Annotated in this window: 22 protein-coding genes and 1 tRNA gene; 7 read left to right on the top strand and 16 right to left on the bottom strand. The window is 65.3% G+C overall.

Features of this window, described 5'->3' with window-relative positions; translation table 11 throughout:
- Both T331_RS0103435 and tldD read left to right on the top strand, forming a co-directional pair.
- On the top strand, positions 1 to 1,047 hold the full coding sequence (locus T331_RS0103435; protein WP_026439037.1) for a COX15/CtaA family protein: 1,047 nt from the start codon (positions 1 to 3) through the stop codon (positions 1,045 to 1,047).
- Positions 1,048 to 1,058: 11 nt separating this feature from the next.
- Positions 1,059 to 2,495, top strand: a complete 1,437-nt coding sequence (tldD, locus tag T331_RS0103440) for a metalloprotease TldD (RefSeq protein ID WP_026439038.1) — start codon at positions 1,059 to 1,061, stop codon at positions 2,493 to 2,495.
- 140 nt (positions 2,496 to 2,635) lie between these two features.
- On the opposite strand, the gene ilvN is transcribed toward tldD, so the two are convergent.
- The 3 genes from ilvN to miaA all read right to left on the bottom strand — a co-directional run bounded on the left by ilvN (position 2,636) and on the right by miaA (position 5,969).
- Entirely contained in the window at positions 2,636 to 3,145 is a 510-nt protein-coding gene (ilvN, locus tag T331_RS0103445) for an acetolactate synthase small subunit (protein ID WP_008494920.1), read from the bottom strand.
- Positions 3,145 to 4,938 (bottom strand): acetolactate synthase 3 large subunit, encoded by a 1,794-nt coding sequence (locus tag T331_RS0103450; RefSeq protein ID WP_026439039.1) that lies wholly within the window; start codon positions 4,936 to 4,938, stop codon positions 3,145 to 3,147. The genes ilvN and T331_RS0103450 overlap by 1 nt, the downstream gene beginning before the upstream one ends.
- Before the next feature lie 62 nt (positions 4,939 to 5,000).
- A complete protein-coding gene (miaA, locus tag T331_RS0103455; protein WP_026439040.1) occupies positions 5,001 to 5,969 on the bottom strand; it encodes a tRNA (adenosine(37)-N6)-dimethylallyltransferase MiaA in 969 nt (322 codons plus the stop codon).
- On the opposite strand from miaA, the gene serB reads away from it, so the two are divergent.
- On the top strand, positions 5,968 to 6,852 hold the full coding sequence (gene serB / locus T331_RS0103460; protein WP_026439041.1) for a phosphoserine phosphatase SerB: 885 nt from the start codon (positions 5,968 to 5,970) through the stop codon (positions 6,850 to 6,852). The genes miaA and serB overlap by 2 nt on opposite strands.
- 17 nt (positions 6,853 to 6,869) lie before the next feature.
- On the opposite strand, the gene T331_RS0103465 is transcribed toward serB, so the two are convergent.
- The 3 genes from T331_RS0103465 to T331_RS0103475 form a co-directional block, all read right to left on the bottom strand.
- Positions 6,870 to 6,944: transfer RNA gene (locus tag T331_RS0103465), tRNA-Met, on the bottom strand.
- Between the two features lie 101 nt (positions 6,945 to 7,045).
- A complete protein-coding gene (locus T331_RS0103470; protein WP_026439042.1) occupies positions 7,046 to 8,458 on the bottom strand; it encodes an APC family permease in 1,413 nt (470 codons plus the stop codon).
- A 117-nt stretch (positions 8,459 to 8,575) separates the two neighbouring features.
- Positions 8,576 to 10,531 carry a primary-amine oxidase gene (locus T331_RS0103475; protein WP_026439043.1) on the bottom strand — a complete coding sequence of 652 codons (1,956 nt, stop codon included), beginning with the start codon at positions 10,529 to 10,531 and terminating at the stop codon, positions 8,576 to 8,578.
- 16 nt (positions 10,532 to 10,547) lie between these two features.
- On the opposite strand from T331_RS0103475, the gene T331_RS19760 reads away from it, so the two are divergent.
- From T331_RS19760 to T331_RS0103485, 3 genes are read left to right on the top strand one after another with little or no spacing between them, the layout of a single operon-like run.
- Entirely contained in the window at positions 10,548 to 10,763 is a 216-nt protein-coding gene (locus T331_RS19760; protein ID WP_155992590.1) for a hypothetical protein, read from the top strand.
- Between the two features lie 12 nt (positions 10,764 to 10,775).
- Complete coding sequence (qhpR, locus tag T331_RS17190; protein ID WP_035179020.1) at positions 10,776 to 11,789, top strand: AraC-like transcriptional regulator QhpR; 1,014 nt, start codon at positions 10,776 to 10,778, stop codon at positions 11,787 to 11,789.
- On the top strand, positions 11,771 to 12,364 hold the full coding sequence (locus T331_RS0103485) for a Maf family protein (RefSeq protein WP_026439044.1): 594 nt from the start codon (positions 11,771 to 11,773) through the stop codon (positions 12,362 to 12,364). Before qhpR ends, T331_RS0103485 begins: the two co-directional genes overlap by 19 nt.
- Before the next feature lie 99 nt (positions 12,365 to 12,463).
- On the opposite strand, the gene T331_RS0103490 is transcribed toward T331_RS0103485, so the two are convergent.
- Genes T331_RS0103490 through T331_RS0103500 form a run of 3 tightly spaced genes read right to left on the bottom strand, consistent with a single transcriptional unit; the run spans position 12,464 to position 13,596 of the window.
- Entirely contained in the window at positions 12,464 to 12,826 is a 363-nt protein-coding gene (locus T331_RS0103490; protein WP_008494929.1) for a helix-turn-helix domain-containing protein, read from the bottom strand.
- Entirely contained in the window at positions 12,823 to 13,389 is a 567-nt protein-coding gene (locus tag T331_RS0103495) for a Smr/MutS family protein (RefSeq protein WP_051622086.1), read from the bottom strand. Before T331_RS0103495 ends, T331_RS0103490 begins: the two co-directional genes overlap by 4 nt.
- Positions 13,390 to 13,395: 6 nt before the next feature.
- Positions 13,396 to 13,596: a DUF1192 domain-containing protein gene (locus tag T331_RS0103500; protein ID WP_008494931.1), complete on the bottom strand. Its 201-nt coding sequence runs from the start codon at positions 13,594 to 13,596 to the stop codon at positions 13,396 to 13,398.
- A 125-nt stretch (positions 13,597 to 13,721) separates the two neighbouring features.
- On the opposite strand from T331_RS0103500, the gene T331_RS0103505 reads away from it, so the two are divergent.
- Complete coding sequence (locus T331_RS0103505) at positions 13,722 to 14,291, top strand: DUF1013 domain-containing protein (RefSeq protein WP_008494932.1); 570 nt, start codon at positions 13,722 to 13,724, stop codon at positions 14,289 to 14,291.
- Between the two features lie 204 nt (positions 14,292 to 14,495).
- Here the strand turns inward: T331_RS0103505 and T331_RS19380 are convergent, their stop codons facing one another.
- The 7 genes from T331_RS19380 to gorA all read right to left on the bottom strand — a co-directional run bounded on the left by T331_RS19380 (position 14,496) and on the right by gorA (position 24,100).
- Entirely contained in the window at positions 14,496 to 14,663 is a 168-nt protein-coding gene (locus tag T331_RS19380) for a YdcH family protein (RefSeq protein WP_008494933.1), read from the bottom strand.
- A gap of 134 nt (positions 14,664 to 14,797) precedes the next feature.
- A complete protein-coding gene (locus T331_RS17195) occupies positions 14,798 to 15,619 on the bottom strand; it encodes a sulfotransferase domain-containing protein (RefSeq protein WP_035179022.1) in 822 nt (273 codons plus the stop codon).
- A gap of 16 nt (positions 15,620 to 15,635) precedes the next feature.
- Entirely contained in the window at positions 15,636 to 18,350 is a 2,715-nt protein-coding gene (locus T331_RS17200; protein WP_211248669.1) for a DEAD/DEAH box helicase, read from the bottom strand.
- Between the two features lie 125 nt (positions 18,351 to 18,475).
- Positions 18,476 to 20,152, bottom strand: a complete 1,677-nt coding sequence (locus tag T331_RS0103525; protein WP_456049063.1) for an NAD+ synthase — start codon at positions 20,150 to 20,152, stop codon at positions 18,476 to 18,478.
- 9 nt (positions 20,153 to 20,161) lie between these two features.
- Positions 20,162 to 21,295, bottom strand: coding sequence for a beta/alpha barrel domain-containing protein (locus T331_RS0103530; RefSeq protein ID WP_026439047.1), 1,134 nt, complete (start codon positions 21,293 to 21,295; stop codon positions 20,162 to 20,164).
- On the bottom strand, positions 21,292 to 22,680 hold the full coding sequence (locus tag T331_RS0103535) for a class II 3-deoxy-7-phosphoheptulonate synthase (RefSeq protein WP_026439048.1): 1,389 nt from the start codon (positions 22,678 to 22,680) through the stop codon (positions 21,292 to 21,294). The genes T331_RS0103530 and T331_RS0103535 overlap by 4 nt, the downstream gene beginning before the upstream one ends.
- A 58-nt stretch (positions 22,681 to 22,738) precedes the next feature.
- On the bottom strand, positions 22,739 to 24,100 hold the full coding sequence (gene gorA / locus T331_RS0103540; protein ID WP_026439049.1) for a glutathione-disulfide reductase: 1,362 nt from the start codon (positions 24,098 to 24,100) through the stop codon (positions 22,739 to 22,741).
- Positions 24,101 to 24,105: the final 5 nt, after the last annotated feature.

Genomic DNA, 24,105 nt, shown 5'->3' on the forward strand with positions numbered 1-24,105 from the left:
ATGAGGCAGGACCGCGCCGTCGGCACCTGGCTGTTGCTGCTGGCCGGCATGGTCTTTGGCATGGTGGTCGGCGGCGGGCATGCGCGCACCATCGGGGCGGGGTTCACCATCCAGGTCTGGCGGCCTTTCACCGGCTTCATCCCGCCTTTGAACGCGGCGGACTGGAACCAGCTTTACGGGCTGTATCAGTACACCGCGCAATATCAGGCGCAGCCGATCGACATGGCGCAGTACAAGGCCTTGTTCTGGCCGATGTTCCTGGATCGCTGCTGGGGCCGGCTGATGGCCTGCGTGTTTCTGCTGCCCTTCGGCTATTTCCTCTTAAAGGGCCGCATTCAGCGCAAGCTGGCGCTGTGGCTGGGCTTCATCTTCCTGCTCGGCGCGGGCCAGGCGACCTATGGCTGGTACATGGTGCAGACCGGGATGTATCCCGGTGTGGTTTCACCGCCACCGGAATGGGCGGCGCCGCATCTGCTCTCCGCCATGCTGATCCTGCTCCTGCTGATCTGGACCGGCATGAGCCTGCGGGCTCCGGAGCCGGTGCGGCTGGACGGTGCGGGCAGCTTGCGTGGGCTGGCCAGCGCCTCGGTGCTGCTGATCTGGATCACCATGGGCTTCGGCGCACTGGTGGCGACCTCAGGTGCCCTGCATGTTTATAACTCCTTCCCGACCATGGATGGCGCCTGGACGCCGCCGGGCGCCTTCGCCCAGGACCCGCTCTGGAGCAATTTCGTCACCAACAAGGGCACGGTGCAGTTCTGCCACCGGCTGCTGGCGACGGTCACGGCGCTGACCGTGCTGACCACCGCCGTGATGGGGCTGCGCCGCCGGCTGCCGCCGGCGCTGCGGGATATTTTTCTGCTGCTCGCCTTGTTGGTGGCGTTGCAATATGTGCTGGGCATGGCCACGCTTGTGCTTGGCAATAATGAGCTCGGCTTTGTGCACGAGCTGAATGCCGTGCTGCTGTTCGCCACCGCCATCGCCGCCCGCCACGGGCTACGCGGCGCGGTGGCCGCCCCTGTTGGGGCGCTGGCGGCGGCGGAATAGGAGTTTGAGAGATGAGTGACGCGCTGACCAAGGCGGATGAATTCTTCCACGGCCCGCAAGGGCTGGATCTGGCGGATGCTGCCAAGCACATCGCCACCGCGCTCGACGGGGCGGATGATGGCGAGCTGTTCCTGGAATACCGGGAGTCAGAGTCCATCTCGCTCGATGATGGCCGCATCCGTGCCGCCTCCTTTGATACGCGCCGGGGCTTTGGCCTGCGCGCGGTGCTGGGCGAGGCCGCCTATTACGCCCATGCCGGGGATATTTCCGCCGCCGCCTTGGGCCGCGCGGCGCAGACCATCCGCGCCGCCAAGGCGATGGAGCAATCGGTGACGGCCGGCGAGCCCGCCGCCGCCGGGGCGCCGCTTTATGTCGGCGTGAACCCGCTGGGCGAGGCGCCGTTCGCGGACCGCGCGGCGTTGCTCAAGCAGATTGACGATTTCGCCCGTGGGGCCGACCCCCGCGTGGTGCAGGTGATGGCGAGCATCGCCGGTGAGTGGCAGGTGATCGAGATCGTCCGCGCCGGCGGGGCGCGGGTGGCGGATATCCGCCCGCTGGTGCGGCTGAATATCTCCGTGGTGCTGGAAGAGAACGGCAAGCGTGAATCCGGCAGCCATGGCGCGGGCGGGCGCTCGGGCTATGGCGCCTATATCGACCCGAATTTCTGGCAGAATGCGGTGCGCGAGGCGATCCGCCAGGCTGAGGTCAATCTCGGCGCGGTGGCGGCCCCCGCCGGCGAGATGCCGGTGGTGCTGGGGCCGGGCTGGCCGGGCATTCTGCTGCATGAGGCCATCGGCCACGGGCTGGAAGGCGATTTCAACCGCAAGCAGACCTCCGCCTTTGCCGGGCTGCTGGGCAGCCGCATCGCCGCCCCGGGTGTGACCGTGGTGGATGACGGCACCATCCCCAACCGCCGCGGCTCGCTGACCATCGATGATGAAGGCACGCCGACCAGCCGCACGGTGCTGATCGAGGATGGGATTCTGACCGGCTTCATCCAGGACCGGCAGAATGCCCGGCTGATGAATATGCGCGCCACCGGCAATGGCCGCCGCCAGAGCTACGCCCACGCGCCGATGCCGCGCATGACCAACACCATCATGCAAGGCGGGCAGGATAAGAAGGAGGATATGATCGCCTCCGTGAAGCGCGGGCTTTATGCGGTGAATTTCGGCGGCGGGCAGGTGGATATCACCTCCGGCAAGTTCGTGTTCTCCGCCTCCGAGGCTTATCTGATCGAGGATGGCAAGGTGACGTCGCCGGTGAAGGGGGCGACGCTGATCGGCAACGGGCCGGATGCGCTGACCAAGGTGGAGATGATTGGCGATGATCCGGCGCTCGACCCTGGCATTGGCACCTGCGGCAAGAACGGCCAGGGCGTGCCGGTGGGGGTGGGGCAGCCGACAATCAAGCTGTCGGGGCTGACCATCGGCGGAACCGCGGCGTAAATAAAAGTTTTTGGGGTGCAGCCCTTTTTTCAAAAAGGGCTGCAAAACGTTTGGGGCGTTGGCACTTGCGTTGCCAACGCCCCAAACGTTTGTGGGGTGTTTTTGAAAAAACACCCCACACCCCCAAAAACTTTTATGACTTAAGAAATCGTCGTAGTCCCGCGCGCAATCGCCGCCACGCCCGTGCGCGACACTTCCGCCAGACCCAGCGGGCGCATCAGCTCCAGAAACGCATCCAGCTTGTCCGTCGCCCCGGTGAGTTCAAACGTAAAGCTCTCCGTCGTCGCGTCGATCACGCGCGCCCGGAACGCATCCGCCAGGCGCAGCGCCTCGGCCCGCTTCTCGCCCGTGCCCAGCACCTTGATCAGCGCCAGCTCGCGCGCCAGATGCGGCCCTTCGGACAGATCCAGCACTTTATAAACCGGCACCAGCCGGTCCAGCTGCGCCTTGATCTGCTCGATCACCATCGCCGTGCCGCGCGTCACCACGGTGATGCGGCTCTTCGAGCCGTCCCGCTCCACCGGTGCCACGGTGAGGTTGTCGATATTATAGCCACGGCCGGAAAACAGCCCGATGACGCGCGCCAGCACGCCGGATTCATTCTCCACCAGAACCGAGATGGTGGCGGAGCGCAAATTCGTTTCAGACATCAGACCAGCGCCATCCCTTCATTGGTAACCGCCGGGCCTTCATCCTTATGCTCCGGCCCCAGCAGCATTTCATTATGCGCCGCACCGGAGGGGATCATCGGGAAGACGTTCTCCTTCTGGTCGACACAGATATCGGCGATCACCGGCTTGTCGATCGCGATCATCTCCGCGATCACCCGGTCCAGATCATCCACGCTCTCGGCGCGCAGCCCCACACCATGGAAGCTCTCCGCCAGCTTCACGAAATCCGGCAGGGCTTCGGAATAGCTCTGCGAATAGCGGCTGCCATGCAGCAGTTCCTGCCACTGGCGCACCATGCCCATATATTGGTTGTTGAGGATGAAGATCTTCACCGGCAGCCGGTACTGCGCCAGCGTGCCCATCTCCTGAATATTCATCAGGATGCTGGCCTCGCCGGCAATGTCGATCACCAGCGCGTCCGGGTGCGCCACCTGCACGCCCATCGCGGCGGGCAGGCCGTAGCCCATGGTGCCAAGCCCGCCAGAGGTCATCCAGCGGTTCGGCTTCTCGAACTTGAAATGCTGGGCCGCCCACATCTGGTGCTGGCCGACCTCGGTGGTGATGTAGGTCTCGCGCCCGCGTGTGGCCTGGTAGAGCCGCTCGATCGCGTATTGCGGCTTGATGATGCTACCCTTGTCGCGCGGCTGGGTGAAGCGCAGCGAGTTCTTGCTGCGCCAGACATCGATCTGCGCCCACCAGTTCGCCAGCGCGGCCTTGTCGGTCTTGGTGCTGTCCTGCTTCCAGGCGGCGATCAGCGCCTTCAGCGTCGCCAGCGCATCACCGATAATGGCTACATCCACCTGCACCGTCTTGTTGACATTGGCGGGGTCGATATCGGCGTGGATTTTCTTCGAGTTCGGCGAGAAGGCGTTGAGCCGGCCGGTGACGCGGTCATCGAAGCGGGCGCCGAGATTCAGCATCACGTCGCAGCCATGCATGGCGAGGTTCGCCTCGTAGGTGCCGTGCATGCCCAGCATGCCGAGGAAGAGCGGATCAGACGCCGGGAAGGCGCCGAGGCCCATCAGCGTGTTGGTGATCGGGAAGCCGGTGAGGCGGGTGAACTCGGTGAGCAGGCGCGAGGCCTCCGGCCCGGCATTGATGACCCCGCCGCCGGCATAGATCACCGGGCGCTCGGCGCGCTTGAGCAGCGCCACCGCTTCGGCGATGCGGCGCGGGTCCGGCGCGGTCTGCGGGCGGTAGGAGCGATGCACGGGCTGGGCCGCCGGCTCCTCATAGGGCGCCGGGGCGATCAGAATATCCTTCGGCAGATCGATCAGCACCGGGCCGGGGCGGCCGGTGCGCGCCACCAGGAAGGCCTCATGCACGACCCGCACCAGATCTCCGGACTGCTTGACCAGGTAATTATGCTTGGTCGCCGGGCGGGTGATGCCGGTGGTGTCCGCCTCCTGGAAGGCGTCATTGCCGATGAGATGTGTGGGCACCTGGCCGCACAGGCAGACCAGCGGGATGCTGTCCATCAGCGCGTCGACCAGACCGGTGACGGCGTTGGTGGCACCAGGGCCGGAGGTGACCAGCACGCAGCCGACCTTGCCGGTGGAGCGGGCATAGCCCTCCGCCGCATGCACCGCCGCCTGCTCATGGCGCACCAGGATGTGACGGATCTCGTTCTGCTGGAAAATCGCGTCGTAAATCGGCAATACGGCGCCGCCGGGATAGCCGAAAATCACATCCACGCCCTGCGCCTTGAGCGCCCGGAGCAGGGCTTCCGCGCCGGAATTCATCAGCTCGGGTGCTGTGTTCGTGTGATCCATGCTAAACCTGCCATTCACGTCGGGAGTATTTCATGTTCCGGTACAGCGGCGGGATGCGAAGGTCAACCGGGGCTGTTCAGGAAGTTTCGTAAATCAGCGATATTTCTTTCCGAAAATTGCGTGTGGCTGCCAATTCTTGAATGAATTATTTGCATGCCTGTTGTGCCGACAAGCTTCTGATGCCGAAACCAGGTCATCTGCCGCTTGGTATATTGGAAGGTGGCGAGGCAGGCGCGGGTTTTCGCCTCCTCCAGGCTGATCTCCCCGCGCAGATGCGCCGCCAGCTCCGGCATGCCATGGGCGCGCAGCAGCGGGGCGTCGGGCGGCAGGCCCAGCGCCAGCAGTGCCCGCGCCTCCTCCAGCGCGCCGCCCGCCAGCATGGCGGTGAAACGGGTTTCGATCGCGGCTTTCAGATCCGGGCGCGGCGGGTCGAGCAGGATCATTTTCAAATCCCAGCCTTGCAGCCGGTCGGTCGGCTGCGCCTGCCAGTAGGTGATGCCCTTGCCGGTGCCGATCAGCACCTCATAGGCCCGGGCGATGCGCTGGCTGTCGCCTGGCTTCAGCTTCGCGGCGGTCGGTGCATCCAGCTTCGCATGCAAAGCTTCCGGGCCGATTTGCGCCAGCAGCGCCCTGGCCTCGGCCCGGGCCGTCTCGCCAGGGTCCGGAATATCGGCGATGCCCTTCACGAGAGCCGAAAAATACATGCCGGTGCCACCGCAGAGGATGGGATAATCCGCAGCCGCCATCTCTGCTTTCGCCGCCTCGCGCCACCAGGCGGCATTGGCCGGTTCATGCGCCGCGCGCACGCCGTAGAGCCGGTGCGGGGCCTGGGCTTCGTCGGCCTCCGAGGGGCGGGCGGTGAGCAGGCGCAGCTCGCGGTAGCATTGCATCGCATCGGCATTGATGATGCTGCCGCCCATCTCGGCGGCCAGAGCCAGGGCCAAGGCGGATTTGCCGCTCGCCGTCGGCCCAGCCAGGATCAACCCCCGCCGTTGCCCTAAGCCGTTCTCTGCCCTATCCGTCGCGTCCATGACATCCGCCCAATCCCATATCGTGACGCTCGTGGCCAGCATCGAGGCCGGCACCCTCTCCGCCCAGGACGCCGCCCGCGCCCTGGCCTATTCGGAAGGGCGCAATCTGACCTGGCTGGAGGAGGGCAGGGCGGTGGAATTCCACGCCCCGCGCGCCCCGGACCGTTCGGCGATCGCGGCGATTCTCAGCCATAAAGCGGTGGATATTTTCCTCACCAAGCCGCGCGGCCGGCGCAAGGCGGTGCTGGTGGCGGATATGGACTCAACCATCGTCACCGCCGAGACGCTGGACGAGCTGGCGGCCTTTGCCGGGCTGAAAGAGAAGATCGCCGGCATCACCGCGCGGGCGATGAATGGGGAGCTGGATTTTCATGCCGCCATCCGCGAGCGCGTCGGGCTGCTGAAGGGGCTGCCGGTGGCGAAGCTGGAGGAATGCTGGAAGGAGATCCAGTACAGCCCCGGCGCGAAAACGCTGGTGGCCACCATGAATAGTTTCGGCGCCACCACGGCTTTGGTCTCCGGCGGTTTCACCTTCTTCACCGACCGGGTGGCGCAGGAGCTGGGTTTTGCCATCCACCGCGCCAACACGCTGCTGGATGACGGCACGGCGCTGACCGGCGAGGTGGGCGAGCCGATTCTGGACAAGGATGCCAAGCTGGCTTCGCTGAACGAGCTGGCCCAGGCGCGCGGCGTGCAGCTGACCGCGACGCTGAGCGTGGGCGATGGCGCCAATGACCTGCCGATGCTCAAGGCCGCCGGGTTGGGCGTGGCGTATCGTGCCAAGCCGGTGGTGGCGGCGGAAATCGTGAACCGCGTGGTGCACACGGATCTGACGGCTTTGCTCTTCGCGCAGGGCTATCCGGCATCCGCGTTCAAAGGCTGAATTTTAAGGGAAAACCCTGGTAGCGGCGGAAGGATTTGAACCTCCGACCAAGGGATTATGATTCCCCTGCTCTACCACTGAGCTACGCCGCCACAAGAGGTGAGCGTGCGGGTACTTCGCCGCGCGGCAGAAGTCAATGCCCATAAAAAAGCCCCGGACACATGTCCGGGGCTTTTTCCGTGGAGGCTGGGGTTCAGCCTTCCATGTCGTTGGCGATGCTGGCCAGCACCTGCGGGGATTTGGATTTCAGCACCATGAACCAGATCAGCCCGAGGATGATGTAGGCCGCGAAAATCTGCGGCAGGTACTGGTCCGGGGCGGCTGGCCAGGGGATCACGGAGCTGTAGACCACGAAGCCCATCAGCGCCACGCCGACCAGGCTGCAGATGATGTTCCAGGCGCTGAGTTTGCCGGTCTTGGCGACATCCAGCGAGGAGACGATGGACACGCCCAGATACACCATCACGAAGCCATAGGTGGAAATGGTGCCGCCGATATTGAAGGCGTTGAGATACCCTTCCGAAATCGCCAGGGCGACATAGCCGATCATCACGATGACGGTGCTGAACAGGACCGCGACATAGGGCGTCTGGTGGGTTTTATGCACCATGCCCATCGAGCTGTGCAGGAACTGGTAGCGGCCCATGGAGAAGAGCATGCGCGAACCGGCATTGAGGCAGGCCAGGGCGCAGGCGAAGGCGCTGATGGTGGCGGCGAAATAGACCACGGCACCGGCCCAGGGCAGATGCGCCGCCTTGGTCATGTCCGAGAAGGGCGAGGCGGAGCTGCCCATGGCGGCGGTGTTGTCGCCCGAGCCCATGACCATGAAATAGCTGGTGACCACGAAGAACAGCCCGGCGGCGGCGGCGGAGCCGATGACGGCGAAGGGTACGGCGCGCTGCGGGTTGCGGGCTTCCTTGGCCAAGGTGGCGCTGCTCTCGAAGCCGACGAAGCTGAACACCGCGAAGGCCATCGCGGACATCATGCCGCCGACCGGCATATGGCTGAAATCGAGCTGCTTGGGGTCCACCACGGTGCCCTTCTGCGCCACCACCATGGCGATGATGACGACGATGATCGCCATCGACAACGCTTCCAGCAGCAGCCCGGCGCGCGAGGACATTTTGATATCTCGGAAGGAGGCGAAAGCGACGAGGCCGAGGAAGGCCGCGCCATACACGCCCAGCCAGAAATTATTCAGGCTGAGATTGAAGGGGGCCAGGATGGTGTTGATGTAGAGCGGCGCCGCGGTGACCACGGCGATGGCGCAGGCGAGATAGGCCAGGATCATCAGCCAGCCGGCCATGGCCCCCGCCACCGGGCCGAGATTGCGGCCGATATAGACGAAATAGGAGCCCGCCTCCGGATGGCGCTTGGCCAGGGTGGAGATATTGGCGCCCACGAACACGCAGCCGATGGTGGCGATGAGATACGACACCCAGGAGGCGGTGCCGGCGATGCCGGCGACCACGGCGATGTTCAGCGCCGGGGTCAGGGTGGGCGAGATATTGGCGATCGACTGGCCGATCGTCTCCGGCAGGTTCAGCGAACCCTGCCTCAACTTCGCTTCAGTCTGGTGCGCCGCGATGTCCGTGGTTGCGACCATACTCTTCAATCTCCTTGCTGGAAGCCTGTCTCCCGCCAGCGCCAGGCGCCGGCGGGGTCTGTTGTTGCGGCGATGCAAACACCGTGCCGTTTTTGAGTATGTCCCCTGGGAGGCCGCCTAATGCCCGCAGCACCCGCCGCCATGCAGCTTGCTGGCGCGGTTGGTCTCCGGGGCGATGTCGATGCCGGGATTCTGGTTGAAGAAGCCGACCGGCATCAGCTTGAAGCCGGTCTTGATGCAGGGCTGCACCGGGAAATCCTCCGGCCGGGGCTGGTGATGCAGGCCAAAGACGTGCCAGAGTACCAGATCGGTATTCTCCAGCGCCCGATCCTGCTTGACGAAATCCGCTACCCCGCCTGATCCGTCAGAATGGTTCATATATTCCCCGGCCGGAAAGCGCTCCTCCTCGGAGAATTTCGTCACCCAGAGATGGTTCTGCATGAAGTTGGACCGGATGCCTGACGGAGATCCGGGGCGGAAGAAAGGGGTGAGGGTCGATTCCGGCATCAATTTATAGCCGACCGGCTTGCCGGTATGGTTCAGCTTGTTGGGGTTGATCACCTTCCAATAACGCTGGGTTGCCGGATTGGCTTTGCGGCAGGCCTCCAGCTCGGTCTTCAGCATTGTATCCTGCTGGTAGAAGGCGTTGCCATAGGGGTTCTTGGCCTGGTCTTCCTCCGCGTAGCTGTTGCATTCGACGATGGAATTGCCCGGCCCGTCCACCGCCATTTCCAGCCGGGCGCAGAAAGCGTGCTGGTGGATATGGCCCTGCAGCCCGGGGGCGACCTCCACCCCGTATTTGGTGGGCTGGCCGGGCAGGCAGGCAGAGGTGTTGATGATGCCGGTGGCCTTCATCTCGAATTCGATTTCGCCGGCCTGGTCGAAAGACCAGTAGAAGGCATATTCGTAATTGCCGACGGTGCAGATCGAGGAGATCACCAGCTTGCGCCCGCGCCGGACCTCGGTGCGCTCGGTGCGGAAATCCCAATGTTTCCAGAGGATGCCGTTATCCTCCTCATGGATGCAGATGGCCTTCTCGATCTCGAAAATACCGCCTTCCATCGTGTTCAGCGCGGCATCCAGATAGGCGATATGGCCCAGGCAGTCGCAGCCCAGCGTCAGCGAGTTGGTGAGCTTGCCCAGCCCATATTCGCCGATATCAAACACGTTCTTGCGGAAATGCCCGCCCTCCGGCACGCCGTAAGGCACCACCATCTCGGCGATGGAGGCCCGCGCCACAATCGGCCGGCCATCGTAAGAAATATCATGCAGGGTCAGCCCCTCGCGGGCGTTGAAGCCGATGACGCAGCGCCATTTATCCCAGCTGATTTCGCGGCCCTTGAGCACGAAGCTCGCCCCTTCCGGCTGGATGATGTCGAGCGGCTTCAGCGCCGGGCGGAAATCGTCGCGGAACTGCGCCTCGTAATTGAATTCCGCCATCGGGATCGGCAGCACGCCATAATCATCCACCCGGATGACCTTGCCCGCCTTGATATCGACCACGGCATTGATGCCCTCGATCGGATGGGCGTAGAAATTCTCGTTTTCATACAGGCGCAGCCAGCAGAATGTGTGAGAGAGATAGCCGCCTTCCTCGCCCTTCACGCCGAAATTCCCGGCCGACCACGGGTCGACGCAGACCTTGCTCATGTCGGTGACGCCGCGCTTGGCGCAGGCGGCGATGAAATCCGGATGGGCCCGGACGATATCCTCGATCTGGATGAATTGTTCGAGCTGGATCATCGGCCGTGCCTCCGGATGGAAGCTCTTTGCGGTGACCATATTGTCAGCCAGGGATACGGTCAGGCGCCAGACGCCCGGCGCATCGGCCAGAAAAATATTGGCGCGGGCCTCGCGCGGGCAGGGTTGGCCGGCGCGGTAGGCGGCCAGGGCAGCTTGGCTAGGCTCCTTCAGCTCGATCACCTCGAACAGATAAGGCGGCCCAAATGCCGCATCGGCGCGGATGATCGCCACCACCTGCTGGATTTCGGCGGCATCCAGCGGGGTGAGCGGGTGGCGGGCGGCCGCACTCAGACCCGGCGCGGCTTGGGTTGGCAGATGCAGATCGTCCATCGTCACACTCCTGGTTTTGGTCAGCGCTGCCGTCCTGAAGGCAGCTGGCTGTTTGATGCCGGGAGTAGAGACGAAGATGCCCGCGGCGCGCTTGACATTTGGTGTCAAAATCAGTGCAACCAGAAAGGCTGTTGAAGGTGGCGGCGCAGAAACTGGGCTTGGTTTGCATCGTAAATGGGCGATTGCTTATTCTTGTGTGATTTTTTGCTTTAGCGTAAAAAATCTTTCCTGAAAGGGTGGGCGCATGGGTGTGGAGCCGCATATCGCCGCCGCTGCCGCGGCAGGGATCGAGGCGCTGATCGGCCAGTGCGGCGGGGATGCGCCGTCCTTGCTGGCCGGGTTGGCCTTGCCCGCCGCCCGGCTGGCCGACCCCACCCAGCGTCTGAGCCTGATGGCCTATTGCCGGCTGTTCGAGCAGGCGGCGGCGCAGACCGGGCTGGATGATTTCGGCTTACGCTTTGGCCAGCAATATACGCCCGAACAGATGGGTGCGCTGGGGGCGCTGGTGCTGGCCTCGCCGGATCTGGGGGCGGCGCTGCGCAATCTCTGCGCCTATTTTCCGGTGCTGCAGGAGCATTCCTGCTTGCGCCTGCGCGCCCAGGGCGCAGTGATGGCGCTGGAATATCAGATCGGTGATGGGCGGATCACCCAGCGCCGGCAGGATGCGGAGCTGTCTTTGGCGGTGTTCGCGGGGATATTTCGCCGGGCCTTGGGCCCGGGTTTCGCGCCGCTGGAGGTGCAGTTCGAGCATCTGCGCCCGGCCGGGGCGCGCGCGGCGTCTGGTTTCCGCGCCCCGGTCTATTACGCCGCCCCGCGCAATGCGCTGCTGTTTCCCGCCGAATTGCTGGCGGCGAAGATGCCCGGGGCGGATGCGGCGCGGCTGCCGGGGCTGCTCGCGGCGCTGCGCCCGCAATTGGCGGATGGGGGAGCACGGGATTTCGTCGGCCAGGTGCTGGGGCTGATCCGGGACGGGTTTCTGAACGGGGCGGCGCAGATCGACCAGGTGGCGCAGCGTCTGGGGGTGAGCCGGGCCGGGCTGCATCGGCGGCTGCGCCAGGAGGGGGTGGCGTTTTCAGACCTCACCGCCCGCATCCGCCGCGAGCTGGCCCAGGATTATGTCGGCCAGCCAGGGATCGCTTTCACGGATATCGCGCTGCTGCTGGGATATTCCGAACTCAGCGCCTTCACCCGCGCCTTCACGCGCTGGACGGGGCGCTCCCCCGCGCGGTACAGACAGGCGTGCCGACACGCTCCCTGATCCTCGCCAGCGCCTCCGCCAGCCGCAAAGCCATGCTGGCCGGGGCCGGGGTGAATTTTTCGGCGGTGGCCTCGTCCGTGGATGAAACCGCGCTGAAATCTGGCTTTACCGGCGCGCCAGAGGCGCTGGCGGCGGCGCTGGCGCTGGCCAAGGCGCAGGCGGTCTGCGCGCTTTATCCCGGGGCGCGGGTGATCGGCGCCGACCAGGTGCTGGTCTGTGACGGGGTGGTCTATGACAAGCCGGCGGATCTGGCGGCGGCGGGCGACCAGCTGCGCGGCTTTCGCGGCCGCACCCATGAGCTGATCAGCGCCGCCTGCCTGGTGCAGGATGGGGCGCTGCTTTGGGCGCACGCGGCGCGCGCGCAATTGACCATGCGCGAATTCAGCGAGGATTTCCTGCAGGATTATCTGGTCGCCGAGGGCGATGAGATTCTGCATTGCGTCGGCGCCTACCGGCTGGAGGCGCAGGGCGCACAGCTGTTCGAGCGGATCGAGGGCGATTATTTCACCGTGCTCGGCCTGCCGCTGCTGCCGCTGCTCGGCGCCTTGCGCGCCCAGGGCGTGCTGCCGGGTTAGAGCAATAATCATCTGATCTGAAACGGAAGGTTCAGATCAGATGATTGAAATTGCTCGCAAAGAAAAAGCTAGAATGTTTTTCATTTGATGAAAAACATTCTAGCCCGCCTCCTTCGCGTCGAGCAGCTTCTGGATCGCCGCCACCGTTTCCGGCGATAAATTCCGCAACTCCTTGGCCAGCCGGTTGGCGAGCGCCGTCTGCGCCGCGCTCAGCCCCGCGCTGTTAAGCTTCAGCCGGGGTCGCGATTGCCGGGCCAGGGCCGCCAGCTCATCCGCATCATCCCAGATCAGCCCGAAAAACTGGCAGACCTGATGCACCAGCCCGGCGGAGGGCGCGCCCCGCCGCCCATGTTCCAGCGCCGAGAGATAGGCCGGTGAGACCTCCAGCGCCGCGGCCATGTCCTTCAGCAGAATGCCCCGCTCCTGGCGCAGCGCCCGCAATTTCTCCCCGAACGGCGTCATCCCCGGCGCCGGCGCAGCAGCACGCGAATGGCCCCCACATTGCGCGCATGCGGGTGGGCGAGGCCCAGGATGAGCGGCCGCATCGCCGGGGTGTTGAGCCAGTGCGGCAGCTCACGCGCCAGAATCTCGCCATTGCCGGTGACGATCTCCACACAGCGCAGCCCCGTGGCCTGCGCCATCTCCAGAAACCGTGTGACTTCCGTATGGGCCCGGGCGGCGGTGTGGCCGTGCAGGTCCAGCTTCGCCTCGGCGCGGATTTTCTGGCCACGGAATTTCGACCAGGTGGATTTATCCAGCCCCGCCGGCGGCGCATTCACCGCCAGCCAGGACGGGCTGGGCAGTTTTACGCGCGGCGGCTCGGGGGCGGGCGCCTCCGGGTCTGGGGCCGGTTCCGGCGCCGGCGGCGCCGGGGGCAAGGGCGCGTGGCGGCGGCCTGGCATCAGCCGGCTCAGCGTGCGCCCATAGGCCGCCCACAGCTCCATATCCTCAGCCGAAAGCCCTTTCGGCCGGCGGGGCGCTGGTTTTTCCAGCGCCCCCCGGCCCACCTGGTTGCGTCGCGCCATCTGAGCTCAGGCGCCGGGCGGCTTGAAGAAAAGCGCGGCGGCGGCGGCATGCGCCTGCTTGGCCTTGATCTCCGCCTCCACCCGGCGGATTTCTTCCTGCAATTCCGTAATATAGAGTTGCAGCTCCTCCACCCCCAGAGTGTCCAGAACCGGTGGCTCCAGCCTCTTTTTCTTCCGTGGCGGCAGGTCTTCTTCAGAAAATGTCATGGTTTGGACTTGACCAAAAGGTGGCGCGGGCTCGATAACCCCGCCAGTTGTACTTGCGGGGCCGAAGCGAGTAACTATGTCCGTTTCGGGCGCCTCGGCCCGAAACGAGAAAAGGTAATCGATCCATGTCCTTGCCCTTGATGCCCAAAGCTACCGCAGTCTGGCTGATTGACAAGACCGGCCTCACTTTCGAGCAGATCGCGGATTTCTGTGGCATGCATCCCCTGGAAGTCCAGGCGATCGCGGATGGCGAGGTCGCGCAAGGAATTGTCGGCTACGATCCGGTGATGAACAAGCAGATCACCGCCGAGGATATCCAACGCTGCGAGGCTGACAGCTCCCGCCGGCTGAAGCTGCTGCCACAGCCGGAAATGCACAAGAAGCAGAAGGGCGGGCGCTATACCCCCGTGGCCAAGCGCAATGACCGCCCGGATGCCATTGCCTTCCTGCTGCGTTCCTATCCGCATCTCACCGACGCGCAGATCGTCAAGTTGCTGGGCACCACCAAGGACACCATCCAGAAGATCCGCGACCGCTCGCACTGGAACGCCGCCAACATCAAGCCGCGCGACCCGGTGATTTTGGGGCTGTGCAAGCAGTCCGACCTGAATGATGCGGTGAATGCCGCCAATGAGCGCGTCACCCGCGAAGGCCTCACCCCGCCGCCGCCGCCCGGCCCGGCCGAAGCGGCCTGATAAACGCGACGGGCCGGAGATAACCAAGCAAGGGCAGCAAAAAAGGGGGCTTTTCGCCCCCTTTTCCGTATTCCGACGCTGGCGCATCATGCTTTGAGCATAAAGCGTCAATAGCATGAGGCGCCAAATTTTGCTTTGGCGAGCAATTTCATGCGTTTATCTTGACGCTATCGCGTCAATCTCAACACATATTGCTCTCGTCTCTTATTGAGTGCGTATCCGTTCCATCTCTTCCTTGAGCCGCAATTTCTCAACTTTCAGGCGGGAAAGTGCCGCCATGTCCGGTAGCGGCCGCCGATCCTCGGCGGCGATCTGGCTTTCCAGGCTGGCATGACGCCCTTTCAGGGCCGCGAGACGTGATTGCAGGTTCATGGTGTCTCCTAATGGCTGATGGCCAACGAAACCCGGGTGCCCCCTTGATCGGCGGGCTGTGCCCGGATGCTCAGGCTAGTCCCATTGCCATCGAACTGTCACGTGAAATCGGGATCAGTTGGTTTGTGGGCGGATCAATTCTGTGGATAACCGAATTTTTCCATCACCTTCCCGTGCGCGGCCCAGATTTTGCCGGCCTGGGCGGGGCTGAGCCGGCCGCGCCAGCCCCCGGCCTCGCCCTGGCGGAAGAATTTAGCCTCACCCGGGCCGCCGGCGCGGTAGCCCTCGCGCGCTTCCTGCCCGGCCAGCGTCTTGAAGCTGCTGAATTCGATCGCCCGGCTGAGCCGCTCCGGGTCGGGCACGTCCCCGGCCGCACCCAGGAAGCGGATGATCCGGCCAAAGCCGCGCCGCGGATCGGCCAGCAGATCCTCATAGCGCACCAGCAGACGTCGCGGGGAGGCGACCCAGGAGAGCGCATGGGCGGACCAGGAGGAGAGCAGCTCGAACACCTGGGTGCCATCCGAGGCATTGGCAGCACCTTCGGCGTCCATGAAATCGATGATCTCATCCACGGATTTGCCGGTGAAGGCGGCGTAAGAGAGGGCCACGTCGCGCGGATCGCGGACGATATAGATCGCCCCGGCGGTGGCTTCGGGCGTGATCAGCTGCACCCCATGCGCGCTGAGATACGCGTTATGGGTTTTCACGAACACCAGATCCTCATGCAGCCGGGTCAGGGCCTCATGCACCTGGGGCCGGCGCGCTTGGACCTCGGCGGGGGGCAAAATCTCCCCCGGCGTGCCGAAAAACGCCATCGCGCATTCGGAGATGGTGACATCCACCAGCGCGTTGATGCTGTGCGGGGTCCGCGCGTTCAGCACATAATTATGCAGAAACGCCCTGACCCAGGTATTGCCGGATTTGGGATAGGAGGCGAGCCAGACCAGCTTGCCCATGCACGCCTCCTGATTTTTACGCCGCTTCCGCCGCTTCCGAAGCCGCCGTGTCGCTGCCGAACAGGAAGTCGATATCATCGGCGTTGAAGGCCATGCCGCCGGCATCCTGGAAGGCGATGGAGGCCAGCTCCGCCTTGCGCTGCTGCAGCTCCAGAATCCGCTCCTCGACCGTCTCGGTCGCGATCAGCTTATAGACGAACACGGATTTGGTCTGGCCGATCCGGTGCGCGCGGTCGGAGGCCTGGGCCTCGATCGCCGGGTTCCACCAGGGGTCGTAATGGATGACGGTATCGGCCGAGGTCAGGTTCAAGCCGCGCCCGCCGGCTTTCAGCGAGATCAGGAACAAAGGCACCTCGCCGGCCTCGAAGCGCTGCACCGGGGTGGCGCGGTCGCGGGTATCGCCGCGCAGCTCGACGAAGGGAATCCCCGCCTCGTCCAGGCGCGGCTTGATCAGATCCAGCATCGAGGTGAATTGCGAGAACACCAGGATGCGCCGCCCTTCCGGGATCAGCTCGGAGACCATCTCCATCAGATCATCCAGCTTGGCGGAGCTTTCGGTGCCGCGCGTCGCACCCAGCTTCACCAGGCGCGGGTCGCAGCAGGCCTGGCGCAGCTTCAAAAGCGCATCCAGCACGATGACCCGGCTCTGCGCCAAAGTGCGCTCGGCCATCTGCTCCTTCACCGTCTCATACAGCGTACCGCGAATGGTCTCGTAGAGCTCCCGCTGGTCCGGCGCCAAAGTGATGCGGCGCAGGATGGTGTGCTTGGGCGGCAGCTCGGTCGCCACCTCGGACTTGGTGCGGCGCAGGATGAAAGGCTGGATGCGGCTGATCAGCTGGCCGCGCACCACCGGATCGCCGTTCTTCTCGATCGGCGTGCGGAAGCGCTTGGTAAAGCCGCGCCGGTCGCCCAGCAGGCCCGGCATCAGGAAGGCGAATTGCGACCACAGCTCGTCGAGATTATTCTCAATCGGCGTGCCGGAGAGGCAGATCTTGTTCTCGGCCTTGAGCTGGCAGACCGCGCGCGTCGCCCGCGCCTCGGGGGATTTGATCGCCTGCGCCTCGTCCAGCACGGTGAGGTGCCAGGGCAGCGGCTTCATGAATTCGATGTCGCGGGTCAGCACCGTATAGGTGGTGACGACGACATTCACATCCTCCAGCTTGTCGCGCTTCTCATGGCGCTCCATGCCGTGCAGCACTTCCACCCGCAGATGCGGGGCGAATTTGCGCAGCTCCGCCGTCCAATTGGCGACCAGCGAGGTCGGCACCACGATCAGCGCCGGGGCGGTCAGCCGGCCCTCGGCATGTTCCACGCAAATATGCGCGATGGTCTGCGCGGTCTTGCCCAGCCCCATATCGTCGGCCAGGAAGGCGCCCAGCCCGTGCCCGGCCAGATGCTGCAGCCAGTCCACGCCATGCTGCTGATAAGGGCGCAGCGACCCCTTGAAGGCCTCCGGCACTTCCACCGGGATGATCTCCGGTTCGCCGCGGAAGCGCTCGACATAGGCCTCGATATCGGCGGCGTTCTGCCAGGATGTGGTGAGCACATCCTCCAGATCCAGCACCGTGGCGGCGGCCCCCACGGGGAGAACCAGATTTTTCTCGGCGGTGCGCCCGGCGGCCTCGATCAGATCGCCCATCACGTTCAGCAGCCGCTTGATGCGGTCCGCCGGCAGCTTGATGACGCGGCCATCCTCCAGCGAGGTGATGATTTCGCCATCGACGATCTGCGCCGCCTCATAGCCGCCACGGGCCAACAGATGCTCCAGGATCGGCAGCAGCGGGTGCCGCTCGCCATCGATCTCGATGCCGAATTCCAGGCTGAAATTGCCCTTCTCGGCATCCTGCACCACCACGTCCAGATTGCCGACATTATCGGCCAGCTGCGGGCCGAAATTCGCGTCGATCTGCGCCTGCCAGCCTTTCTCGGTCAGTTCCGGGATGCGCACGGCGACGAAATGGTGCCATTTGGCGGCGGCATCCTCGCCCCGGAACACCAGCACGCGCTGGCCGCGCGCGGCTTTGCCATCGGCCACGCGCATCTGCACGAAGCCATCCGGGCGCAGCTCGTCCAGGGCAGCGGCTTCAGCCGCCGGGTCGCGGCGGATGAAGGCGATCTGCCCGCCGGTACGCACCCGCATGAACTGGCTGTCATCGGCGCCATCCACGCGCACGCCGCCATAATCGAAATCCAGCGTCAGCACGTCGATCATGCGCTGGCGGTTATATTCATCCGGGCCGGTGACCCGGCGCAGGCGCATCACCGGGGTGGCAGAGCGCTCCAGCACGGTCGCACCCGGCTCCGGCGCATCCGGCACCACGGCCAGCAGCGTCGCCGCCGGGCGGGCGCGCCGGCCGGTGGGGCGCGGGCGGACCGGCGGCGGGGTATAGGTGCGCTCGCCGGCGGGGATCACGGTGTCGATCAGGCTCTTCGGCTCGGCCTTGCGCAATTCCGGGAATTTCGCCAGCGCCGCCAGCGCGGTGGCGGCCAGATGCCGGCAGCCGCGCTCGCCGCAGGAGCATTCACGCTCGGCAAAGGAAATCCTGCTGCCCTTGCGCTCCGGGGTGAGGGAGGTGGTGCGGCGGGTGCCGTCCATATCCTCGACGATGCCGTCGATGGTGTCGCCCTGCAGCGTCACATCCTTCACAAAGCCCAGCGCGATGACGCTCTGGGCCCGGCGGATGATGGCGGAATCGAAGACACGATCAAAATCTTCGGCGGAAAACGGCACCGGCATCGTCTAGCTCAAACTCCCCATGGAACACCCGCCGGACGAACCGGCGAAAGGGTGTAATAGCCGCTTCTGGAGAAAAGGCCAGAGGAATTACAGCGAATATTGCGGGACGCTGACCCGAGCTATTTGATAAGGTTGGTAAACCCGTTGGTCAGCGGATAGCGCCTGTCGCGCCCGAAGGCTTTCGCGGTGATCTTCACCCCCGGCGGGGCCTGGCGGCGCTTATATTCGGCGCGGTCCAGCAGCTTGATTACCCGCAGCACCGTCTCGCGCGCGAAGCCCTCCGCCACGATCTCCTCGGCCGAGCGCTCGCCCTCGATCAGATGTTCCAGAATGGCATCCAACACCTCGTAAGGCGGCAGGCTGTCCTGGTCGGTCTGGTTGTCGCGCAGTTCGGCCGAAGGCGGCTTGGTGATGATGCGCTCGGGCATCGCCGGGCCGGGCTGGGTCAGCGCGCCGTGCGGGTGGTGTTCGTTGCGCCAGCGCGAAAGCGCGAACACGGTGGTTTTGTAGATATCCTTCAGCACCGAATAGCCGCCGCACATATCGCCATAAAGCGTGGCGTAACCGACTGACATCTCGGACTTGTTGCCGGTGGTCAGCAGCATCGGGCCGAATTTGTTGGAAATCGCCATCAGGATCAGCCCGCGCGAACGGGACTGGATATTTTCCTCGGTGATATCCGCCGCCTTGCCGGCAAAGGCCGGGGCCAGCGCCGCCTCGAACGCCTCGGTGGCGCCGGAGATGGGGATGGTCTCGTAAGGGATTCCCAGCATCCGCGCGCATTCGGCCGCGTCTTCCAGGCTGTGGGCGGAGGTATAGCGGCTGGGCAGCATCACCGCGCGCACGCGCGCCGGCCCCAGCGCATCGGCGGCGACAGCGGCGGAGATGGCGCTGTCGATCCCGCCCGAGAGCCCCAGCACCACGCCGGGGAAGCCGTTCTTGTTCACATAATCGCGCAGGCCCCACATCATCGCCTGGTAGATCAGCGCGCAGCGCTCCGGCTCCGGGGCGAGTTTCTGCGGGGTGCAGACCAGCCCGGCTTCGGTGCGGGTCCAGGTGGTGAGGGTGATCGCTTCCTCGAAATGCGGCATCTGCACCGCCAGCGAGCGATCGGCGTTCAGCACGAAGGAGGCGCCGTCGAACACCACCTCATCCTGGCCGCAGACCTGGGCGGCGAAGACATAAGGCAGGCCGGTTTCCACCACCCGCTCCACCGCCAGTGTGACCCGGCGGGTCTGCTTGCCATCCTCGAACGGCGAGCCGTTGATGGAGAGCAGCATCTCCGCCCCGGTTTCCGCCAATGTTTCCGAGACGGCCGGCAGCCACCAATCCTCGCAGATCATCAGCCCCAGCCGGAAGCCACGGAACGGCACCGGGCCGGAGGGCGTGCCGGCATCGAACACGCGCTTTTCGTCGAACACGCCGTAATTGGGCAGCTCCACCTTGGCGCGACGCGCGGCGATGCGCCCGCCTTCCAGCAGAAAGGCGGCATTATGCAGCTTCCCGCCATTGCGCCAGGGCAGCCCGACGATGATTCCCGGCCCGCCATCGGCGGTCTCCGCCGCCAGCGTTTCCGCCGCCGCCTCGCAGGCGGCGACGAAGGCGGGTTTCAGCACCAGATCCTCCGGCGGATAGCCGGCGATGGAGAGCTCCGGTGTGACCACCAGATCCGCCCCCAGCCTCGCCCCTTCGGCACGGGCGGCGCGCAGCTTGGCGAGGTTTTTGTCGATCGCGCCCAGATGCAGATTGATCTGCGCGATGGCGATGTTCAGCGTGTCACTCATCTCGTCAGCCACAGGCTCCGTTTACCCCTTGGCCGGGCGGAGCAGGAACTCGCGCCCGATCTTCACCCGCGGCACCCCGTCATAGGCGACGATGTCGGCGGTGGCGTAGGTCTCGCTCCAGCTCTCGGGGATGAAGCTGCCGGTGCCGACCACGTCGATCGGCGCCTTGGCATCGGCCATCACCGAGCATTTCTCCACGCCGAAGCCGGAGGAGGCGACGATTTTCACCGCCCCGAACCCGGCCTCGTTCAGCGCCTCGCGCATCTTCCAGATGGCGGCGGCGGAGACGCCGGTGCCGATCAGGTAATTCAGCTCGCGTTGGCTGCGATAGCGGCGCATCGCGCCCGGCGCGTTGCGCTCCAGCACGGCGTAGCTCTCCTGCGGGCCGAGCCCTTCCAGATAGCGCCCGCCATGGGTGTCCAGCCGCACCGAGATGCGCCCGGCGGCGGCCAGCTCCGGAAAGCGCCGGCAGACTTCCAGCGCATCCGTCACTTCCCGGCCGAAATAATCCACCAGCACGGTCAGCGGCTCGTCCGGGAAGGTCTCGCGGAACATCTCGGCGGCGCGCAGCGTGGAGTTGGCGTAGCCGATCAGCGCGTGCGGCATGGTGCCATAGCCGTGCGGGGCGCCGAAATAATGCGCTGTCCAGTCATTGGCGTTGCCGATGAAGCCTCTCGCCCCTTCGGCCTGGGCGGCGCGGGAGCCCACGGCGCAGCCATAGGCCATGATCTCCTGCATCTCCGCCCCGGCGCAATGGCGCGCTTCCATCGCCAGGAAGGCGGCGTTGGGCAGGGCCATGGCCATCTGGTAGGCGTTATGCGCGGCGACACAGGCCGGGCCGATTTTCTGCAGCGCCAGTGTTTCAAGGTCAGAGAGGGCGACGAAGGAGCCGGTGACATAAGCCAGCGGCTCGCCGGCCCCGACCCAGGCACCTTCCTTGTGCGGCAGCTCGATCTGGAAATCCCGCCCGCGCGTGCGCGCCACGCTCTGCAGCCACTCGACCATGATCGAGGGCGCAGAGACCACCGGGCGGCGCAGGAAGATCGCGTAGGTCACCCGGGCATCGCCGAATTTGGCGACGATCTCCCGGGTGCGGTTGAAATAGGCGTCTGTCCGCGCGGCGATGTCGCTATCGGACAAAGGCGCCGGGGTCACGCCTTGGCTTTCGAGGCGCGGCGGGATTTCAGCTCATCGGCCAGGTAGAACGCCACTTCCAGCGATTGCTCGGCGTTCAAGCGCGGGTCGCAGAAGGTCTCGTAGCGCTCACCCAGCCCGTCCTCGGAAAGGCCGCGCGCGCCGCCGACACATTCGGTGACGTCCCGCCCGGTCATTTCCAGATGCGCGCCGCCGGCCACGGTGCCCTCGGCCTCATGCGCGTCGAAGAAGCCGCGCAGCTCGGCGACGATATCGTCGAAGCGGCGGGTCTTGATCTTGGCGGCGGTGGTGATGCCGTTGCCGTGCATCGCATCGCAGAGCCAGACCGGGCTGCGCCCGGCCTGCTTCACCGCGCGCAGCAAAGGCGGCAGCTTCTCCGCCACCTTGCCCGCCCCCATGCGGGTGATCAGGGTCAGCCTTCCCGGCTCGTTCTCCGGGTCCAGCACATCCATGATCCGCAGCAGGTCATCCACTTCCATGCTCGGGCCGACCTTCATGCCGATCGGGTTCTTGATGCCGCGCATGAATTCCACATGCGCGCCATCGAGCTGGCGGGTGCGGTCGCCGATCCAGAGGAAATGCGCCGAGCAGGCGTAATTGTCGCCGCTGGTGGAATCCACCCGGGTCAGGGCTTCCTCATAAGGCAGCAGCAGCGCCTCGTGGCTGGTATAGAAATCCGTCTCGCGGATCTGCGGGGTGGCGGCGCTGGAGAGGCCGCAGGCGGCCATGAAGCGCAGCGTCTCGTCGATGCGCGTGGAGAGATCCTGGTACTTCGCCGCCAGCGGGGATTTTTCGACGAAATCCAGGTTCCAGCGATGCACCTCATGCAGGTCCGCGTAACCGCCGGAGGCGAAGGCGCGCAGCAGGTTCAGCGTGCCGGCGGACTGGAAATAGCCGAACTCCATGCGCGTCGGGTCCGGGATGCGGGCCTGCGCGGTGAATTCAGGCGCGTTGATGATGTCCCCGCGATAGGAGGGCAGGGTGACATCGCCAATGGTCTCATTGTCCGAGGAGCGCGGCTTGGCGAACTGCCCGGCCATGCGGCCGAGCTTCACCACCGGCATGGCGCCGCCGAAGGTCAGCACCACCGCCATCTGCAGCAGCACGCGGAAGGTGTCGCGGATCACGTTGGCGGTGAAATCGCCGAAGCTCTCGGCGCAATCGCCCCCCTGCAGCACGAAGGCCTCGCCCTTGGCGGCGGCGGCCAGATGCGCCTTTAGGTTCCGCGCCTCGCCGGCAAACACCAGCGGCGGAAACTTCGCCAGGCGCGCTTCCATCGCGGCGAGCTTGGCCGGGTCCGGATAGCTCGGCACCTGCCGGATCGGGCAGTTGCGCCAGCTTTGCGGGGTCCAGCCGGACAGGGTGGCTGGGGTGATCGTATCCATGGTGTCTCCAGACGGGCGTTCCTTATCCGCCCTATAAAGCGCGATTTGAAAAGAAACGCTACTCGGCCGCCGCCAAGGCCCCGGCAACCCTGGTCTGTGTGCGCATGGTCACGAATTCCTCGGCCGCCGTCGGGTGGATGCCGATGGTGCGGTCGAAATCCGCCTTGGTCGCCCCGGCGATGATCGCCACCGCCAGACCCTGCATGATCTCCGGCGCGTCCTCGCCCAGCATATGCGCGCCCAGCAGCTTGTCCGTGTCCGCATCCACGATCAGCTTCATCAGCGTCTTGCGGGCCCGGCCGGAGATTGTGTGGCGCATCGGGGTGAATTTCGAGACGAAGATCTTTGCGCCCGCCGGGGCCTGGTCCTCGGTGATCCCGACGCTGGCGATGGGCGGGATCGAGAACACCGCACTCGGCACGTTCGCAAGGCTCACCCCGCGCGGCTTGTTGCCGAACAGACTATCCGCCAGCGCATGGCCCTGGGCGGTGGCGACGGGGGTGAGGTTCACCTGGTCGGTGACGTCGCCCAGCGCGTAGATATGCGCAACATTGGTGGCGAAATCCGTGCCGATGGGGATTTCCCCCTTCGGTCCGGTTTGCACCCCGGCGGCGCCGAGATTGAGCCCCCTGGTATTGGGCGCGCGGCCGGTGGCGAAAAACACCAGGTCGACCTCGATGACGCTGCCATCCGAGAGTTGCACCTGCTTGGCGCCGCCCTCGGCGGTGATCGCAACCGGTAGCGTGCCGGGATGCTGGCGCACGCCACTCTGCTCCAGCGCCTCGGCCAGCCCGGCGCGCAGATCCGCATCGAAGCCGCGCAGAGGCAGGGGCTGGCGGTAGATGAGATGCGTCTCAGCCCCCAGCCCCGCGAACACCCCGGCGAATTCCACCGCGATATAGCCGCTGCCGACCACGGCGACGCGTCTGGGCATCTCCGGCAAGGCGAAAATATCATCCGAGACCACGGCATGCTCGGCGCCGGGGATCTCCAGACCGGTCGGGTGGCCGCCCGTGGCGATGAGGATACGCTCGGCGGTGATGCGCTCGCCCCCGACATCGAGCGTATGCGCGTCGATGAAGGTGGCGCGGGCGTCGAAGATTTTCGCGCCGGCATTGTCCAGCAGCCGGCGATAGATGCCGTTGAGGCGGGAAATTTCCTTGTCCTTGGCGGCGATCAGCGCGGCCCAGTCATGCCCGCCCTTGGCGATGTCCCAGCCAAAGCCGCGCGCGTCATCCGCCGCGCCGCCATATTCGGCGGCCATCACCATGAATTTCTTCGGCACGCAGCCGACATTCACGCAGGTGCCGCCCCAGAAGCGCGCTTCGGCGACGCCCACCCGTGCGCCGTGTCCCGCGGAAATCCGCGCGGCGCGCACCCCGCCAGAGCCGCCGCCGATCACGAAGAGGTCGAAATCCATCGATG

Source organism: Acidocella facilis ATCC 35904, from assembly GCF_000687875.1.
GTDB classification, from domain to species: domain Bacteria; phylum Pseudomonadota; class Alphaproteobacteria; order Acetobacterales; family Acetobacteraceae; genus Acidocella; species Acidocella facilis.